Origin of the sequence: Massilia sp. ZL223 (genome assembly GCF_018119395.1) — a bacterium.
In the GTDB taxonomy this organism is placed as follows: domain Bacteria; phylum Pseudomonadota; class Gammaproteobacteria; order Burkholderiales; family Burkholderiaceae_D; genus Telluria.
In genome coordinates this window covers 81030-98749 of record NZ_JAGPWD010000012.1, presented here as the reverse complement: position 1 = coordinate 98749, position 17720 = coordinate 81030, and the positions used below count along the sequence as shown (strand labels likewise).

Sequence of the window (17720 nt, the reverse complement as noted above, 5' to 3'; positions counted from 1 at the left end):
TCCATTTATATGCATGTCAGGTGCAGGTACCCAGGTGCTGGGCGTCGCCGTCGAGGGCGGGGCGTGCCGGTTCCGGCTGCGGGGGAGCGGAGGACAAGGGGCAGAAATCGTCATGCTGGGCGAAGCCGCCCCGGTCGAGCCAGGCCTGGTGCTCGCGGACCGCGCGCGCATACCAGGCGGCGCGCAGGGGCGGGCTGCCCTCATGCAGATGGGGAAGATCGCCGCCACGGCGCCAGCGCGCCAGCGCCAGCTGGGTGGGAAAGAGCGCTGCATGGCTGGACGCCACGCGCTGCCGTACCTGATGGGCTTCGGCTGCGGAAGGCTGTCGGTATCCGGTGTCGAGATTGTCGTTCACGGTAGTGGTCCTCTGCTTGCGCATTGCCTTCCTATATGTCGAGTAAATATTCCGGAGGGCGATTAGGGAAATTCCTAACGCTTTGAAGTCTATCAACCGGAAATTTGGGGTGCTTGACGCTTATCAAATGAACGGTTGCATGCTGGGCGGGGGAGTGGTGCGCGAAAACGGATTGGCGTGCAGTTGAGCCGGGTGAAAGTATCAAATGGCCCGCAGCCCCAACTGTGGATGGGGCGGCTCGCCAACTCCCCAGCTTTCCCACCCCCAGCCCTTCTGTTAAAGTCTCGCCCCATGAGTAAACTCTCCCTTGACCGCATCCTGCAATCCCAGGGTTTCGGTACCCGCAAATACTGCCGCGCCCTGATCGAGGACGGCGATGTCGCCGTCAACGGCGAGATCCAGGACAATTTCAAAGCCACTTTCGACACCCAGGACCTGGTCCTGACCGTCTTCGACGAGGAATGGCGCTACCGCGAGCGCGTCTATATCGCCCTCTACAAGCCGGCCAACTACGAGTGCTCGCGCAAACCCAGCCACCACCCCGGCGTGCTGACCCTGCTGCCTGAGCAGTTCACCTGGCGCGAAGTGCAGCCTGTCGGCCGCCTCGACCACGACACCACCGGCCTGCTCCTGATGTCGGACGACGGCCCTTTCATCCACGCCCAGTCCTCGCCCAAGCGCCACGTGCCCAAGGTCTACCAGGCGACCACGGCCGAGCCGGTCACGGACGCCCTGGTCGAGCAGATGCTGGCCGGCGTGCAGCTGCACGACGAGCCGGCGCCGCTGAAGGCGGTCTCCTGCATCCCGCGTGACGAGCACCAGCTCGAGATCGTGCTGGAGCAGGGCAAGTATCACCAGGTCAAGCGCATGCTGGCCGCGGCAGGCAACCACTGCAGCGCGCTGCACCGCTCCCAGATCGGCGGCCTGACCCTGGACGCCCTCGGCCTGCGCGAAGGCGAATGGTGCTTCCTGGAGCAGTCCCAGCTCGACCTGCTCGTGCCCGCCTGAGCAGCGCTGGCCCGGCAGCCGTGCATGCACGGCTGCAACACGTGCGACATCGATAAGCAATTTCCGCGACACTTGTGGCGGATGACGGCCCGGAAAGGGCCGTCGCGCTATTGTTTTATCGAAAAGTTCATCTATGGTCCTTGCCCGCTCCACGCTGTCCCTGATTCCCTTCCTATTCTCCGCTTCCGCCCTGGCCCAAAGCCAGCCCCAGTCGATGGCGGACTGCACGCCGCTCCTCGACAATGTCCAGCGCCTGGCCTGCTTCGACCGCCTGGCGGCCGCCCAGTCCGGGCGGGCGGAGGCGGTCGCTGCTGCTGCGGCTCCGGCCGCCGTCGCGCCGTCCGGTTCGGCCTTCCCGCCGCCGCGCAGCGCCGAGGCCGATCCCGCCGCCTCGATCGACCCCACCGTCGAAGCCGCGAATGGCTACACGATGAGCAGCCACTGGGAGCTGGACCCCAAGGACAAGCGCGGCACCTTCATCTTCCGTCCGCACCGGCCGAACTACCTGATCGCCACCGGCACCTACCGCCCCAACGACCAGCCTTACCTGCCGTTCCGCGAGGCGGCCGGCATCGACAAGGGCCTGTCGAAAGGGGAGCTGGCGTTCCAGCTCGGCTTCAAGATGAAGGTGGTCGAGACCCTGTTCGAGAAGCCGGTCGACGTCTGGTTCGGCTATACCCAGAACAGCTTCTGGCAGGCGACCAACGACGAAGCCTCGAGCCCCTTCCGTGAAACCAATTACGCGCCCGAGGTCATGGTGGTGACGCCGCTGAATGTCGGTATCCTGGGCGCCAACCTGCGCTTCCTGAACCTCGGCTTTGTGCACCAGTCGAACGGCCAGTCCTCGACCCTGTCGCGCAGCTGGAACCGCTTCTACGCCCAGGTGGGCTTGGAGCGCGGGCCGCTGTCCGTCACCGCCAGGGTGTGGAAGCGGGTCAACGAGGCGCTGGAAGACGACAACAACCCGGACATCATCGACTACCTGGGCCGCGGCGAGCTGTCCGGCACCTGGCGCCTGGACGGCGGCCACGAAGTGTCGGCCCTGCTGCGCCACAACTTCCACACGCACAAGGGCGCCACCCAGCTGGGCTGGGCCTTCCCGGTGGCCGGCCCGCTGAAGGGCTACCTGCACTGGTTCTCCGGCTACGGGCAGAGCATGATCGACTACAACTACTTCCAGCGCAGTATCGGCGCCGGGGTGATGGTCAAGTATTGAAGGGGCCCGTAGAATGGCGCTCCCGCCAACAGGAGCGCCCATGAAACTAGCCACCCTCAACGACGGCACCCGCGACGGCCAGCTGGCCGTGGTGTCGCGCGACCTCAAGATCGCCCATATCGCCGACGGCATCGCACCGACCCTGCAGGCCGCGCTCGACGACTGGGCCTTCATCGGCCCGCAGCTCGACGAACTCTCGCGCCAGCTGAACGAGGGCAGGGCGCGCCGCCCCTTCGATTTCGACCCGGCGCGCTGCATGGCGCCGCTGCCGCGTGCCTACCAGTGGGCCGACGGCTCGGCCTACGTCAACCACGTCGAGCTGGTGCGGCGTGCGCGCGGCGCCGAGATGCCGGCCTCGTTCTGGGAAGATCCCCTGATGTACCAGGGCGGCAGCGACGACTTCCTGGGGCCGCACGACGACATCGTGCTGGCGCGTGAGGAGTGGGGCATCGACTTCGAGGCCGAGGTGGCGGTGGTCACGGGTGACGTGCCCATGGGCGCGACGCCGGACGAAGCGCACCAGCAGATCCGGCTCCTGATGCTGGCCAACGACGTCTCGCTGCGCAACCTGATTCCCGACGAACTGGCCAAGGGCTTCGGCTTCCTGCAATCCAAGCCCGCCACCAGCTTCGCGCCGCTGGCGGTGACGCCGGACGAGCTGGGCGAGGCCTGGCGCGGCGGCAAGCTGCATTTGCCGCTGCGCTCGGTGTGGAACGGGCACCTGGTGGGGCAGCCGGATGCGGGCGTGGACATGGTCTTCAATTTTCCGCAGCTGGTCGCGCACCTGGCCAAGACCCGCAACGTGCGCGCCGGCAGCATCGTCGGCTCGGGGACGGTGTCGAACAAGGATGCGTCGCGCGGGTATTCCTGCATCGCCGAGAAGCGCTGCCTGGAGATGATCGCGGATGGGGCGGCCTCGACGCCCTTCATGCGCTTTGGCGATACGATCCGGATCGAAATGCTGGATGAGAAGGGGAAGTCGATTTTTGGGGCGATCGAGCAGGTGGTGAAGCGCTTGGAGAAGTAATTGGCGCTGGTGATACGCAACCAGACTTGGATCCCGGCCTGCGCCGGGACGACCTTGATTTAGAGCGCGAGAATAACGGAAGCCCGGTTTCGGCTAGCCACTTCAAAACCGTCGTCCCGGCGAAGGCCGGGACCCAAGTTTGTTTGAACACCGCTATCGCTCACCCGGCGCAGCCGCCCAAAACGCATCTCCAGCCATATTCCCACCCAGCTTCACCTCGACCGGCCGTGTGATCCGCCTCAGCGCATCCGCCTTCACCAGCCTCCCGTCCGCTTCGTGCAGCCGGTACCAGAGGAAAGCGACCCCCGACAGCGCCAGCTTCTGCCCCGTGAACAAGTTGTCGCGCACCACGCTCATGCCCTCCAGCCGCACGTCGACGTCCAGCACCAGCGCTCCTTCGCTGCGCTCGGCCTGCCCCAGGTAGCGCGCCGCGACGAACAGCGGGCTCTTGTCGCTCGCTTCCCCCGCCTTCAGCGAGTCGACGAAGGCGTCGACCGACTTGAGGTGGACGCGAACAGCGTCTTCCATTGCCGCCAGTTCCTTCTTGAGTTCTCCCTTGGCGCTGCCGGCCAGCCGGGCCAGGGTTTCCGCATGCTGGGCCAGGATGGCGCGGTGGCCGCCGAGGGCGCGTACCCTTCCCAGCAGGCGCTCGTGGCGTGACCAGTCGAGCTCGCCCAGGTAGCCGCTGCCCAGGCCCGCCAGCCGCGCCGGGCAGCTGCGCGCCATGGCGCTGGCGAACAAGGCGCGCGCGCCTTCGCCATAGCCGATGCCGGCCAGGGTGGTGTCGCCCTTGAACAGGGCGGCCAGGTCGGCGGCGGCGCGCAGGGTGGCCGGCGGCACGGCCAGCCAGGCCAGCGGCAGGGCGCGGGGCGCACCCTCGGCCGGCGTGTGGGCTTCGATGTAAAGTGCCAGTTCGCGGTTGCGCGCCGCCAGGTCCTCACTCAGGCGCACCAGGGCGGCTTCGACCGCGCGCGCGGCCACCATGCCCTGGGCCGTGGCCGGGTCGTAGAGCAGGGTGGGGCGGTCCGCCGGCAGGACGGCGCAGACCTCTTGCGCCAGCTCGAGGGCCAGGTCGAAGGCGCGCGCCAGCCCGGCGGCGCCAAACTGGCGGGTGTCGACGGCGCCGCTCAGGGGCTTGGCTTGCGCCGGCGGGAGCCGCGCCAGCAGCTCGGCGCGCTCGGCCTCGGCAATGGCTTGCCGGGTTTCCGCTTCCAGCAGGCCGGCGCGGGCGTCGAGCAGTCCGGCAGGCTGCTGAGCGAGGGCAGGCACTGGCGCCATGCTGGCCGCCAGGCAGAAGAGTGACAAACAGCGGGTAAGAGAGCCCATCGTGTCTCCTTTTTGCCTCATTCCCTGGATTTCTCGGTGGAAATATGTAACAAATTGTCTGTAAATAGTAGGAGATGTTTCGGGCGCGTTGATTGTACGATCGCAAACTCGCTAGAATCAGCCGCTTACGCCCCAGCAACGTCGGCGATGATCCAGGTCTTGGCGCGTTGCGAGGCACCGCACGATTTGGCTGCTGCTGTCGCAGTCTGCGCTAGAATTGATGGGATAACAAAAAGTGATTCTATGAACAATCTTGCCCTGCCAGTCGATAGCTTCGGAATTGGTTTCGCCGCGACCCTGGTCTGCTCGCTTCTGCTCGTCTGGACGAAGCGCTGGCACGGACGTTACTCGCTCGACGCCACCCACGGCGTCCAGAAATTCCACATCACCCCGACGCCGCGCATCGGTGGCGCGGCCATCTTCGCCGGCCTGTGGCTGGCCCTGGCGCTTCTGCCCGAGCCGCAGCAGGAATTGCTGTTTCCGGTGCTGGTGGCCGGCTTGCCCGCCTTCAGCTTCGGACTGGTCGAAGACCTGACGCGCAACGTGTCGGTGCGGGCGCGCCTGCTGGCCACGATGGCCAGCGGGGTGCTGTGCTGGTGGCTGACCGACGCCAGCCTGCGCCATATCGGTGTCGGACCGCTGGATGCCCTGTTGGCATGGGTGCCGTTCTCGGTCCTGTTCACGGCCTTCGCGGTCGGCGGCGTCGCCAATGCGCTCAATATCATCGACGGTTTCAACGGCCTGGCCAGCGGCTCGCTGATGATCAGCATGGGAGCGTTGGGGCTGATCGCGCTCGGGTGCGGCGATGCGCACCTGGCACAGCTGTGCTTCCTGATCTGTGCCGTCACCTTCGGGTTTTTCTTGGTCAACTTCCCCTTCGGTAAATTGTTCCTTGGCGATGGCGGTGCCTATCTGCTCGGTTTTCTGCTGGCCTGGATATCGGTGATGCTTGTTTCCCGTAACCCGAACGTGTCGGTTTGGGCGCCGTTCCTCGCGTGCGGTTACCCGGTATTCGAGACACTATTTACGATCGCACGTCGGCTCTGGCACCGGCATCATCCCGGCCTGCCGGACAGCCGGCATTTGCATAGCCTGATCAAAGTGAATATTTCGGCTCGCTATTTCGCTGCATGGCCAGCACCACTTCGCAATGCGGCCGTGTCGCCTTTTGCTTGGGTAGTTGCCTTGGTCCCTGCCGCATGTGGAGTGATTTTCTTCGAACTGCCTACTTTCCTGGCGTGTGCCGGCATCGCAAGTTTCTCGCTGTATTGCGCAGGCTACACTTGGGTGGCGTCACTGGGCAGGCACGGTCGCCATGTGCAGCTGGGCGCTGTCGAGCCAAAGGAAGAACTCGACTTTGAGCCTGCCAGTCGCCGCGCGGCTGGCTGAGCAACGTTTAGGGCCACTCGTATTGACCAGCTCGGGTTGTGCCATGCCTTTAGTCAGCCTTAGGTGCATTCAAGGTGAAGGAGAGTCTTATTTTCAGTTCATGTTCGTAAGGCGTTTCCAGAAACGATTTATTCTTGCAAGCCGTTTGCAAAACAATGCGGTAAAACGGCTTTCAGTGAAATCGCATTCCATGTCCTGCGGATTTCAAATGATATTGGTATCGAGGCGTTATTGAAACAAGAAGTATAGACCGCGAGCTGGATTATTTATTCAATCACGGAACTGATTTTTCAAATTATTATTTCCTATGCGAGGTTTTCGAAAGCGGCGCATCCAGCTGTAGGGTGCCCGCTTAGAGCGGCCGGTCGTCGATAAGCTTCGCATACGTCGGGTTTAATAAATGTGAATTCTCACCAATGTTCACAATAATTAAATTGAAACAGGATGTGTTCGAAATTCGACATGTCAAGTTTGCTTGGCGGTGTGGCGCGCATACGTCCAGCACGATCAAGAGCGCTCATAGATAATTAAAACTTTCCAATCCCCAATAGGTTTAGGGTATCATCTCGTGTTCTTCCAAGCAGGGCTCCAAGCATTTCCTCTCATTAGGTAACCGATGTCCAAGATCAATCGCACTGTCCTGGCCGTGGCTCTGGCCGTCACTTCCATTGCTAGTCATGCGCAGCAAGCGCCGCAGAACCAGGTTGACGACCGGTTTGGCCAAGAGCAACAGGCCATGCCATCGGAAATTTTCGCGCAGCCGCGCAGAGTGAGTATCACAAACGCCGGTGTGGTGGGTCTTGGTGAGGGCGCGCCGGCTCCGGATGGGCTGGTCGAACGCGAAGGTCCGCTCGATGCAGCTGAGCGGGGATCGTGGCAGCAAGGCGAGGGCGCTGCGCTGCGCCAGCAGCGCGATGGCGGTCTGGCCCGCGCGCCGCAAGGGCGCACAAAGCGGGAGCCGCTGAGCGAGTTCCAGAAATTTGTTTTGGAAAACACTGGAACGGTCCTGCCGGTGTACGGAACGGAATTTTTCGCCAATGCTCCATCGACGTTTGCGCCGATTTCCAATACCCCGGTGCCGTCCGAGTATCCTCTTGGTCCGGGCGACCAACTGCTTATCCGCGGCTGGGGCACGATTGACATCGACTTCCGAGCGACCATTGATCGCAACGGTACCATCAACATTCCGACAATCGGCACCGTCGTGCTGGGTGGCGTGAAGGCAGGCGATGCCGAAGGCTTGATCCGCAGCGCCGTGGCCCGCCTGTACAAGGGTGTTACGGTCAGCGTCAACTTTGGCCAATTGCGTGCCATCACGGTCTATGTAGTAGGCCAAGCCAAGCGCCCGGGTACTTACACGGTGTCGAGCCTGTCGACCCTAGTCAACGCTTTATTCGCGAGCGGCGGTCCGAACGCCACCGGGAGCATGCGCCGCGTGCAGGTCAAGCGCGCCGGCAAGGTTGTGGCCGAACTGGATCTGTATGCGTTCATCGCCAAGGGCGACAAATCGGGCGACATCAAACTGCAGGACGGCGATTCGATCTATATCCCAGCCGCTAGCGGCTATGTCGCGCTGACCGGCAAGGTGAATGTTCCGGCCATCTACGAACTCAAATCAGGCGAGTCGATCTCCTCCGTGCTTGACATTGCAGGAGGACTGCCTGTGCTGGCCGACCCGCGCCGCGCCTTCCTGGAGCGGATCGATCCGAGCAAGGCACGGCCGCGCAGCGTGGAGCAATTCGCCTTGGACGCTGAAGGGCTGAAGCGCGGCCTCAAGACTGGCGACTTGCTTAACGTTACCTCGATCACGCCTGATTTCTCCAATGCCGTCATCTTGCGTGGCAACGTCGATCAACCGGTCCGAGCGCCGTTTAAGGATGGCATGCGGGTAAGCGACCTCATTCCCAGCAAGGAATACCTGATCACGCGCGAATCGGTACGCCGCCAGAATAACGCCGTTTCTGTGAACGATAGCCCGCAAGCGCGCGTGCAAGGCCAATCGCAAGGTCAATGGCAGGGCCAGGGAATGGGCCAATGGCAGGGGCTTGGCCAGGCGGGCCTGGGCCAGGGCCTAGGTCAGGTCCAAGGGGCGGGGCAGGGTGAGCAAGCGGAGTCCATCACCGCGCGTATCGGCAGCTTAATCGACGAAATCAATTGGGATTACGCTGTGGTCGAACGCGTAAATCGCCAGGATTTGTCGGTCAAGTTGATTCCCTTTAATCTCGGAAATGTCTTTAGCCAGCCGGACGGGCCGGACAATATCCAGCTGCAACCGGGTGACACGGTCACGGTCTTCTCGCAAAACGACGTTGCCGTGCCGATGGACAAGCGCCGCGTGTTCGTGCGTATCGAAGGCGAAGTGAACGTTCCCGGTGTCTATCAGATGACGGCCGGAGAGACGCTGCAGTCGCTGCTGGCTAAGGCCGGCGGGCCGACGTCGAACGCCTATCTGTTCGGCACCGCTTTCTACCGTGAAGAGGTACGCAAGGAGCAGGAAGCGAACCTGGAAAAGGCCGCCAACCGCCTTGAATCCAAGCTGCGCAGCGAGCAGTCCAGGGGCCTGGCCAACGTCCGTGCCGCTGGTAGCGCAGAGGCCCAGGCGGCGGTGAGCCAGCGCCAGGCCGAAGTGCAAATCGCCAAGGAAACCATCGAGCGCTTCCGTCAGTTGAAGCCGACCGGCCGCATTGCCTTCGGTTTGAAGCCTGCGGAGCGTTCTTTCGCCAGCCTGCCGCAGATCAAGCTGGAGAACGGCGATCGCCTCGTGATTCCGGCCCGCCCCGCATTCGTGCACGTGTTCGGCGCGGTCAACGCGGAAGCGTCGCCACTCTGGCGGCCGAACAGCCGCGTCAAGGATTACCTGGAGCTCGCCGGTGTAACCTCGGAGGCGGACGTCGCTAACACCTTCATCATGCGCATCGACGGCACGGTCGTCTCGCGCGATTCGGGTGGCTTCTTCGGCGGCATCGGCGGGCTCGAAGTCATGCCGGGCGATAGCATCGTGATCCCGGAGAAGTTTGACAAGGAAACCGCCTGGACCAAGTTCACCCAGGGCACGCGCGAGTGGGCACAGATTTTCGCCAACTTCGGCCTGGGCGCCGCGGCGATCAAGACGCTGAACAACTAACCGCCGGACGCGGGGTCCCGGCCCCGCTCTCCCGAGCCAATCCACCAGATACCGCCTGCATGGCTTAGTTTCGAATGAACCAACATCACAGCGTTATTGTCCCGGAAGGGGCAAGAGACAAGATCGACGTGCTGGACTTGCTGATCGTGTTCGCAAAACACAAGAGGCTGCTGTTCTGGCTGCCGCTCGCCGCAGCGGTCGTCGCTGCCGCGATCGCTTTCTGGCTACCGCCGGTATTTCGCTCCACCACCACCCTGATGCCCCCGCAGCAGCAGCAGTCCGGCGCCGCCGCCCTCTTGTCGCAGCTCGGCGGAGCGGCCAGCATGGTGGCGGGTGCGGCTGGGATCAAGAATCCTAACGATATCTACGTCGGCATGCTGCGCAGCAGGACTGTGGCCGATGCCCTGATCACGCGTTTCAAGCTGCTTGACGTCTACGAGTTGCCGTCGATGGAGAAGACCCGCCTGCTGCTCGAGGAGCGCAGCACGATCAGCTCGAACAAGGAAGGGATGATCACGATCGTCGTTGAAGACCTGGATCCGCGCCGCTCCGCCCAGCTCGCCAGCGCCTATGTCGAAGAGCTGGAAAAGCTGACGAAGCGACTGGCGGTGACGTCGGCGGCGCAGCGGCGCCTGTTCTACGAGCGCCAGCTGGAGCGCGCGAAAAACAAGCTTGGCGACATCGAAGCACAGCTGAAGACGACCATCGAGACCCGGGGCGTGATCAGCGTCGACGCCGAGAGTCGCGCCGTCGCCGAAGTGATCGGTCGCCTGCGCGCCCAGGTCTCCGCCAAGGAAATCCAGCTTGGTTCGCTCCAGGCCTTCGTAACGCCCAGCAATGTTCAATATAAGCGCGCGCAGGAAGAGCTGGAGAGTCTGCGGGCCGAGCTCTCCCGTCTCGAGAACGGACGGACTGGAAGCGGTATTGCGGCGGAAGGAAGCCAGTCGAAGGCAGGGTTCGAGAGCGTCAAGATGCTGCGTGACCTGAAGTATCACCAGATGCTGTTCGAACTGCTCGCAAAGCAGTACGAGATGGCGCGCCTGGACGAGGCCAATGACCCGTCCGTGATTCAAGTGCTTGATGAAGCGATCGTCCCGGAACGCAAGTTCAAGCCGAAGCGCGGCCTGATCATCGTCGTCGCCGGCTTGACAGCGCTGGTGTTCGCGATGGCGCTCGCGCTTGCCCGCGAGGGTCTGCTCTTCAGCATCCGCTCGGGAGGCGAGAAGTGGGGCAGGCTCCGCTCCTACCTGTGGTCGACGGCGCCAAAGTCGCCATCGTGAACCGCTATGTCGTCGCCCAGGCGCGCTGTGAGGGCCGGCAGTAATCCTTATTAATTTTTCAGAGTGTCGATTTGTAGGAACGCCATGCTAACTAATTCAACCATCCTCATCACCGGCGGCACCGGCTCCTTCGGTAACACGTTCGTGCCGATGACCCTCGCCAAGTACAATCCGAAAAAGCTGATCATCTACTCGCGCGATGAGATGAAGCAGTGGGATATGGCAAAGAAATACGGTAACGACGACCGCGTGCGCTTCTTCATCGGCGACGTGCGCGACCGTGAACGCCTGTACCGCGCGCTCGACGGCGTCGATTACGTGGTTCACGCCGCAGCCACCAAGATCGTCCCGACTGCGGAGTACAATCCGTTCGAGTGCGTCAAGACGAACATCAACGGCGCCATGAACCTGATCGATGCCTGCATCGACAAAGGCGTGCGGCGCGTGGTGGCCCTGTCGACCGACAAGGCCAGCAGCCCGATCAACCTGTACGGCGCGACCAAGCTCGCCAGCGACAAGCTGTTTGTTGCCGGCAACTCCTACGCCGGTGGCCATGACACGCGCTTCGGCGTTGTCCGTTACGGCAACGTCATGGGTTCGCGCGGCTCGGTGATCCCTTTCTTCATGTCGATCAAGGACCAGGGTGTGCTGCCGATCACCGACGAGCGCATGACCCGCTTCATGATCTCGCTGGAGCAGGGCGTGGAACTGGTGTGGCACGCGTTCGAGGACATGCAGGGCGGCGAAATCTACGTCAAGAAGATCCCGTCGATGAAGGTCACCGACGTCGCCGCGGCGGTGGCTCCGGACGCCAAGCACGAGATCATCGGTATCCGTCCTGGCGAGAAGCTGCACGAACAGATGATCAGTGCCGAAGATGCATACTACACCTATGAATATCCCGAGCATTTCAAGATCCTGCCGGTCATCAACAACTGGAGTTCGGACGCGTCCCGCATCAAGGATGGCAAAAAGGTGCCGGAAGGCTTCGTCTACTCGAGCGATAACAATAACGAGTGGATGAGCGTCGAAGAATTGCGCACCTGGATCGACATCAACCGTGCCAAGATCGGGAGTATCTGAGGATGATTCCATACGGCCGCCAGGACATCAGCGAAGCGGACATTGAAGCCGTCGTCGCGGTGTTGCGCTCCGACTTCCTGACTCAAGGACCGGCGGTTCCCGCGTTCGAGAAAATCGTCGCGGACTACTGCTCGGTGCGCCACGCGCTCGCAGTCAACAGCGCGACGAGCGCGCTGCACATCGCCTGTCTGGCGCTTGGCGTCGGTTCCGGCGACATCGTGTGGACGACTCCGATCACCTTCGTGGCGAGCGCCAATTGCGCGCTGTACTGCGGCGCGCAGGTCGATTTCGTCGACATCGATCCGCGCACCTATAATCTGGACGTGCGATGCCTGGCCGAGAAGCTGGCGCTCGCCGAGCAAACTGGGACGCTGCCGAAGGTGGTCATTCCCGTGCACCTGAGCGGACAGTCGTGCGACATGGCGGCGATTCGGGCTCTGGCCGACCAGTATGGCTTCCGCATCATCGAGGACGCCTCGCACGCGATCGGCGGCAAGTACCGCAATGAGTCTATCGGCAACTGCCGCTACAGCGACATCACGGTGTTCAGCTTCCATCCGGTGAAGATCGTCACCACCGCCGAAGGCGGCATGGCCTTGACCAACGATGCCGAACTTGCTTCCCGGATGGCCTTGTACCGCAGCCACGGCATCACCCGCGACCAGGCGCAGATGACCCATGCGGCCGACGGCCCCTGGTACTACCAGCAGGTGGAGCTGGGCTTTAACTACCGGATGACCGAATTGCAGGCGGCGCTGGGCGTCAGCCAGATGGCGCGCCTTGACGAATTCGTCGCCCGCCGTCACGCGCTGGCGCGCCGCTACGACGAGCTGCTGGCCGGCCTGCCCGTGACGATTCCGTACCAACTGCCCGAAACCTATTCCGGCCTGCACCTGTACGTGATCCGTCTCCAGTTCGACGCGATCGCATCCAGCCATCTGGAAGTTTTTGAATCGCTGCGCGCGCAGGGTATTGGCGTCAACCTGCACTACATCCCGGTGCATACCCAGCCTTACTACCGCAAGCTGGGCTTCAAGGGTGACGAGTTCCCCGAAGCTCGGCAGTATTACGCCGAAGCGATCAGCCTGCCCATGTATTCCGGCTTGAGCTTCGAGGACCAGGATCGCGTGGTGCGCGCGCTGGCGGAGTCGCTTCGTTGAAAGTCGTGATCGTCGTTCAGGCGCGCATGAGTTCAAGCCGCTTGCCAGGCAAAGTGATGATGCACGCGGCGGGCAGGCCTATGCTCGGGCATCAGATCGAGCGCCTGCGCCAGGTGCGCAATGCCGCCGAACTGGTCGTCGCCACCTCGACAGAGATAGATGACGACGTCATCGCTGCTTATTGCGCCGGCCAGGGCGTCGGGCTGGTGCGCGGCAGCCTGGACGACGTGCTGGCGCGCTACGTGCAAGCCGCGCGCATGAGTGACGCGGACGTTATCGTCCGCGTCACAGGCGACTGTCCGCTGATCGATCCGGCGATCGTCGACGAAGTCATCGCCGCCTGGCTGGCTGCGCCGTCCCAGCGCCGTTATGCCAGCAACGGGGTATCGCGCAGCTACCCGCGGGGCATGGATGTCGAGGTATTCCCCCGGGCGCTGCTGGAGGAAGCCGATCGCGCTGCGGTGACCTGCTACGACCGCGAACATGTCACACCCTGGATCCGCCGCGTCCTGTCGGGCACTGACGGGATCATCAGCGTCGTCGCGCGCGAGCGGCACGACACTTACCGGCTGACCCTAGACTATCCGAGCGACTACGACAACATCAAGGCATTACTGGAGAGCGAATTGCCGGACACCACCCTTGCAGCGCAGATGCAGCGAGCCCGCGAACTGAACCTGAATCTGCTTGAGGCCGACTGGCAGCGTCGCGAGCACGGAAACGGCTTCGTGCTGGGACGAGTCGGGCTCGGCGCCGCTCAGTTCGGGATGCATTACGGCCGCTTCAATGTACAGGGCAAGCCGTCGACCGAGGTCTTGGCAGCGATCTTGCAGGCGGCCCGCGGATTCGGGCTGAGTTCGATCGACACCGCGCACCTGTATGGCGAGTCGGAAGCAGCGCTGGGCCGCTGCAGTGAGCATCTGCAGGGCTTCCAGGTGGTCACCAAGACACCTCGCTTCGACCGTGACCATATTGCGGCCGAGGATGGGAAGCGCCTGCGCGCCGCGTTCGAGCAGTCGCTGCGGGACCTGCGCCAGCCCGCGGTTGACGGCCTGCTGGTGCACCACGCACCGGACCTGCTGGCCAAGGGCGGTGAACGCCTGTACGAAACCATGCTTGGGTTGAAGGAAGAGGGGCTGGTGAGGAACATCGGCGTGTCGGTCTACAGCGGCGAGATCGCCGAGCAGATCCAGGCGAGGTTCCCGTTGGACATGGTGCAATTGCCCATGAACGTGCTCGACCAGCGCTCTCTGACCAGCGGCGCCTTGTCGCGCCTGGCCGCCGCAGGCGTTCGCTGCCAGGTTCGCTCGGCCTTCCTGCAAGGGCTGCTGCTGGCCGATCCGGCCGCGCTCGCGCCTTTCTTCGACACGGCCAGGCCCGCGCTGGAAAGCTTCCACGCCGCAGCGCGCGCGGCACAGGTGAGTCCGGCGCACGCCGCACTCCATTTCCTGCTCGGGATCCCGGAGATCGACCGCGTCATTGTGGGAGTCGAGTCGGTCACGCAGCTCGAGCAGCTGTTCGCAAGTTTCCCGGCCGCCCCCCCGATCGACTATGCACAGTTCGGCATCGACATTCCTGAAATCCTCAATCCGGCCTTGTGGCCGAAGTAAACCATGAAAACCGTTGTTATCGTTCAGGCCCGCATGGGCTCGACCCGCCTGCCGAACAAGGTGATGAAACCGATCGGCGGCATCCCGATGATCGAGTTGCTGCTGCAGCGTCTAAGCAAGTCGCGCGAGATCAACGAGATCGTGGTGGCGACCTCGGAAGACCCGAGGAACGCTCCGCTCGCGGACTGCGTACGTGCACTGGGCTACCGCTGCTTCGCCGGCAGCGAAAACGACGTGCTCGACCGGTATGTGCAGGCCGCCCGAGGGGCGGAAGCCGATGTGGTGGTCCGCATCACCGGCGATTGTCCGCTGATCGACCCCGAGCTGGTCGACGGCGTGATCCGCGCGTACCGCGAGCGCGGCGTCGACTACATGAGTAACACCAGCCCGCCGAGCTACCCGGACGGCCTGGACACGGAGGTGTTCAGCATGCGTGCGCTCGAGCGCGCCTGGCAGGAGACCAGCGACCCTTTCGATCGCGAGCACGTCACTCCGTACCTGCGCCGCCCTGAGCTGTTCAGCCAGTCCTCGGTCGGCAACGACGAGGACCTGTCGGCGCTGCGCTGGACCGTAGACGAGCCCGCCGACTACGCAGTAGTCTCCGCCGTGTTCGGCCATTTCGCCCCGGATATTCATTTCAGTTGGCGGCAGGTCCGCGAGTTGCAGCTTGCGCAACCGGAGCTGTTCTCGCCCAATCAACAAATCACTCGTAACGAAGGAGCTTCAATGAGTAACGGTCAAAAGCTGTGGAAGCGCGCGAAGCAGATTATCCCCGGCGGGAACATGCTGCTGTCCAAACGGGCGGAGATGTTCCTCCCCGAACAATGGCCGGCGTATTTCAGCAAGGCCAAGGGTTGTCAGGTATGGGACCTGGACGGGAACATGTACACCGACATGTCGATCATGGGTATCGGCACCAACGTACTCGGCTATGGCCACCCGGAGGTCGACGCCGCGGTCCGCGCGACGGTGGACGCCGGCAATATGTCGACCTTTAATTGCCCGGAGGAGGTCTATCTGGCAGAAAAGCTGATCGAACTGCATCCCTGGGCCGATATGGTACGTTTCGCGCGCTCCGGGGGCGAAGCGAATGCGATCGCTATCCGGATCGCGCGCGCCGCTTCCGGGCGCGACAAAATCGCCGTGTGCGGTTATCACGGCTGGCACGACTGGTACCTGTCAGCCAATCTGGGCGACGATGAGAACCTGGCCGGCCACCTGCTGCCGGGCCTCGACCCGAAGGGTGTGCCGCAGAGCCTGCGCGGCACCGTGTTCCCGTTTAATTACAACAACTTCGCGGAACTGGAAGCGCTTGTCAACAATCATGACATCGGCGTGATCAAGATGGAAGTGGTCCGCAACAAGGGGCCGGAAGACAACTTCCTGCACAAGGTGCGCGAGCTGGCGACCGCGCGCGGCATCGTCCTGATCTTCGACGAATGTACTTCCGGTTTCCGCCAGACCTTCGGCGGCCTGCACAAGATGTACGGTGTAGAGCCGGACATGGCCATGTTCGGGAAGGCGCTGGGCAACGGCTACGCGATTACCGCCACGATCGGCAAGCGCGAAATCATGGAAGCCGCCCAGTCGACTTTCATCAGCAGCACTTTCTGGACCGAGCGCATCGGCCCGACCGCGGGCCTGAAAACCCTCGAGGTGATGGAGCGTACGAAGTCATGGGATGTCATTACGGAAACCGGCCTGCAGATCCGCAAGCGCTGGCAGGAGCTGGCGGACAAGCATGGCCTCAAGATCGAGCATTGGGGGCTACCGGCGCTGACCGGCTATAGCTTCCAGAGCGAGAACAACTTGGCCTACAAGACCCTGGTGACGCAGGAAATGCTAGCCAAGGGCTACCTTGCCGGCAACAGTGTCTATGTGTGTACCGAACATACGCCCGAAGTCATCGACGGCTACTTCGCCGCGCTCGATCCGATCTTCAAGACGATCCGCGAGTGCGAGGAAGGGCGCGATGTGACTGGCCTGCTGAAGGGCCCGGTGTGCCACGGTGGATTCAAGCGCCTGAACTGATTCCATGCACGTCGTCTTCCGCACGGATGCCTCGGTCGACATAGGGACAGGACACGTCATGCGATGCCTGACGTTGGCCGATTCCTTCGTTCGGCATGGCGCGTCCTGTACCTTTGTCTGCCGACCGCATCCGGGCAACCTGGCAGGGCAGATCAGCGCGCGCGGCCATGCCGTCGTGCTGCTGGAGGGGCGCGACGCTGCGCCGGATGGGCGCCTCGCCCATGCGGCCTGGTTGGGCGCGACGCAAGCCCAGGACGCCGCCGAATGCGCCGCGATCTTGAACGCGGGCGAGCGGCCGGCCTGGTTGGTGGTCGACCATTATGCGCTCGACGCGGAATGGGAAACCGCGTTGCGCGCCGGCGTGGACAGCGTGATGGTGATCGACGACCTCGCCGACCGTCGCCACGACTGCGATTTGCTGCTCGATCAGACCTTCGGGCGCGATCCGGCGGCGTACGCGGATCTTGTGCCGGCTCATGCGCGGCTGTTGTGCGGAGCGAAGTATGCAATGCTGCGTCCCGATTTCGCGCGTTTGCGCAGTCACAGCGTGGCGCGCCGCCGCGACGGGACGCTGCGCCATGTGTTGGTCAGCCTGGGCGGAGTCGACAAGCCGAACGCGACCCAGCGCGTACTCGAGGCGTTGGCCGGAGCCACGCTGGCGCTCCAGACGCGCATCACGGTCGTCATGGGGCCCACGGCGCCCTGGCTCGACCAAGTGCGCGCTTTTGCCGCGCAAATGAAATTGCCGGTAGAGGTGCTGGTCGGTGTGAACGACATGGCGCGGCTGATGGCGGACGCCGATTTCGCCATCGGCGCCGCGGGAGCGACCGCGTGGGAGCGCTGCAGTCTCGGGTTGCCGGCGGCCATGGTCGTGCTGGCGCCCAATCAGGGCTTCGCGGCAGCCCGCCTGGCGGATGCGGGAGCGGCGCTGGTGCTTGACCTGGACGGCGATTTCGACGCCAGACTGAAAGCAATCGTCGCCCGGTTACAGCGTGACGGCGGCGAACTTGCGTGGATGAGCGCGAACGCGCTGCGCATTACCGAAGGAACTGGATGCGAGCTCGTCAGGGCAGCACTCGGTTCTTCCTGAAAACAAACACCTGCTTGATAT

General features: G+C 63.2%; 13 protein-coding genes. 11 read left to right on the top strand and 2 right to left on the bottom strand.

The annotated features are described in order from the left end of the window. Nucleotides 1–16 precede the first annotated feature (16 nt). On the bottom strand, nt 17–379 hold the full coding sequence (locus KBW95_RS10400) for a hypothetical protein (protein WP_211528195.1): 363 nt from the start codon (nt 377–379) through the stop codon (nt 17–19). Between the two features lie 267 nt (nt 380–646). On the opposite strand from KBW95_RS10400, the gene KBW95_RS10395 reads away from it, so the two are divergent. From KBW95_RS10395 to KBW95_RS10385, 3 genes are all read left to right on the top strand, one after another. Beyond that, nucleotides 647–1363: a pseudouridine synthase gene (locus tag KBW95_RS10395; protein WP_211528194.1), complete on the top strand. Its 717-nt coding sequence runs from the start codon at nt 647–649 to the stop codon at nt 1361–1363. A gap of 133 nt (nt 1364–1496) precedes the next feature. Next, entirely contained in the window at nt 1497–2579 is a 1083-nt protein-coding gene (locus tag KBW95_RS10390; RefSeq protein ID WP_211528193.1) for a phospholipase A, read from the top strand. A gap of 40 nt (nt 2580–2619) precedes the next feature. Next, complete coding sequence (locus KBW95_RS10385) at nt 2620–3606, top strand: fumarylacetoacetate hydrolase family protein (RefSeq protein WP_211528192.1); 987 nt, start codon at nt 2620–2622, stop codon at nt 3604–3606. A 153-nt stretch (nt 3607–3759) separates the two neighbouring features. On the opposite strand, the gene KBW95_RS10380 is transcribed toward KBW95_RS10385, so the two are convergent. After that, nucleotides 3760–4932: a hypothetical protein gene (locus KBW95_RS10380; RefSeq protein WP_229429665.1), complete on the bottom strand. Its 1173-nt coding sequence runs from the start codon at nt 4930–4932 to the stop codon at nt 3760–3762. 243 nt (nt 4933–5175) lie between these two features. Here KBW95_RS10380 and KBW95_RS10375 point away from each other — a divergent pair, with 243 nt between their 5' ends. From KBW95_RS10375 to pseG, 8 genes are all read left to right on the top strand, one after another. Beyond that, nucleotides 5176–6321 (top strand): glycosyltransferase, encoded by a 1146-nt coding sequence (locus KBW95_RS10375; protein ID WP_211528191.1) that lies wholly within the window; start codon nt 5176–5178, stop codon nt 6319–6321. A gap of 616 nt (nt 6322–6937) precedes the next feature. Next, nucleotides 6938–9445 carry an SLBB domain-containing protein gene (locus KBW95_RS10370; protein ID WP_229429664.1) on the top strand — a complete coding sequence of 836 codons (2508 nt, stop codon included), beginning with the start codon at nt 6938–6940 and terminating at the stop codon, nt 9443–9445. Nucleotides 9446–9519: 74 nt separating this feature from the next. Further along, entirely contained in the window at nt 9520–10725 is a 1206-nt protein-coding gene (locus tag KBW95_RS10365; protein ID WP_211528190.1) for a GNVR domain-containing protein, read from the top strand. A gap of 84 nt (nt 10726–10809) precedes the next feature. After that, the gene (pseB, locus tag KBW95_RS10360) at nt 10810–11808 is read left to right on the top strand and encodes a UDP-N-acetylglucosamine 4,6-dehydratase (inverting) (RefSeq protein WP_211528189.1); all 999 of its coding nucleotides are present in this window, start codon (nt 10810–10812) and stop codon (nt 11806–11808) included. A gap of 2 nt (nt 11809–11810) precedes the next feature. Then, nucleotides 11811–12968, top strand: coding sequence for a UDP-4-amino-4,6-dideoxy-N-acetyl-beta-L-altrosamine transaminase (gene pseC / locus KBW95_RS10355; RefSeq protein ID WP_211528188.1), 1158 nt, complete (start codon nt 11811–11813; stop codon nt 12966–12968). A gap of 5 nt (nt 12969–12973) precedes the next feature. Next, on the top strand, nt 12974–14578 hold the full coding sequence (locus tag KBW95_RS10350) for an aldo/keto reductase (protein WP_373888783.1): 1605 nt from the start codon (nt 12974–12976) through the stop codon (nt 14576–14578). 3 nt (nt 14579–14581) lie between these two features. Then, complete coding sequence (locus tag KBW95_RS10345; protein WP_211528186.1) at nt 14582–16609, top strand: aminotransferase class III-fold pyridoxal phosphate-dependent enzyme; 2028 nt, start codon at nt 14582–14584, stop codon at nt 16607–16609. Between the two features lie 4 nt (nt 16610–16613). Next, nucleotides 16614–17699 (top strand): UDP-2,4-diacetamido-2,4,6-trideoxy-beta-L-altropyranose hydrolase, encoded by a 1086-nt coding sequence (pseG, locus tag KBW95_RS10340; protein WP_211528185.1) that lies wholly within the window; start codon nt 16614–16616, stop codon nt 17697–17699. The last annotated feature ends 21 nt before the right edge of the window (nt 17700–17720 follow it).

Excerpts from the sequence above, each read along its gene's own strand:
- KBW95_RS10400 (WP_211528195.1), bottom strand. The coding sequence starts at position 379 with ATGCGCAAGCAGAGGACCACTACCGTGAACGACAATCTCGACACCGGA.
- KBW95_RS10395 (WP_211528194.1), top strand. The coding sequence starts at position 647 with ATGAGTAAACTCTCCCTTGACCGCATCCTGCAATCCCAGGGTTTCGGT.
- KBW95_RS10390 (WP_211528193.1), top strand. The coding sequence starts at position 1,497 with ATGGTCCTTGCCCGCTCCACGCTGTCCCTGATTCCCTTCCTATTCTCC.
- KBW95_RS10385 (WP_211528192.1), top strand. The coding sequence starts at position 2,620 with ATGAAACTAGCCACCCTCAACGACGGCACCCGCGACGGCCAGCTGGCC.
- KBW95_RS10380 (WP_229429665.1), bottom strand. The coding sequence starts at position 4,932 with ATGGGCTCTCTTACCCGCTGTTTGTCACTCTTCTGCCTGGCGGCCAGC.
- KBW95_RS10375 (WP_211528191.1), top strand. The coding sequence starts at position 5,176 with ATGAACAATCTTGCCCTGCCAGTCGATAGCTTCGGAATTGGTTTCGCC.
- KBW95_RS10370 (WP_229429664.1), top strand. The coding sequence starts at position 6,938 with ATGTCCAAGATCAATCGCACTGTCCTGGCCGTGGCTCTGGCCGTCACT.
- KBW95_RS10365 (WP_211528190.1), top strand. The coding sequence starts at position 9,520 with ATGAACCAACATCACAGCGTTATTGTCCCGGAAGGGGCAAGAGACAAG.
- pseB (WP_211528189.1), top strand. The coding sequence starts at position 10,810 with ATGCTAACTAATTCAACCATCCTCATCACCGGCGGCACCGGCTCCTTC.
- pseC (WP_211528188.1), top strand. The coding sequence starts at position 11,811 with ATGATTCCATACGGCCGCCAGGACATCAGCGAAGCGGACATTGAAGCC.
- KBW95_RS10345 (WP_211528186.1), top strand. The coding sequence starts at position 14,582 with ATGAAAACCGTTGTTATCGTTCAGGCCCGCATGGGCTCGACCCGCCTG.
- pseG (WP_211528185.1), top strand. The coding sequence starts at position 16,614 with ATGCACGTCGTCTTCCGCACGGATGCCTCGGTCGACATAGGGACAGGA.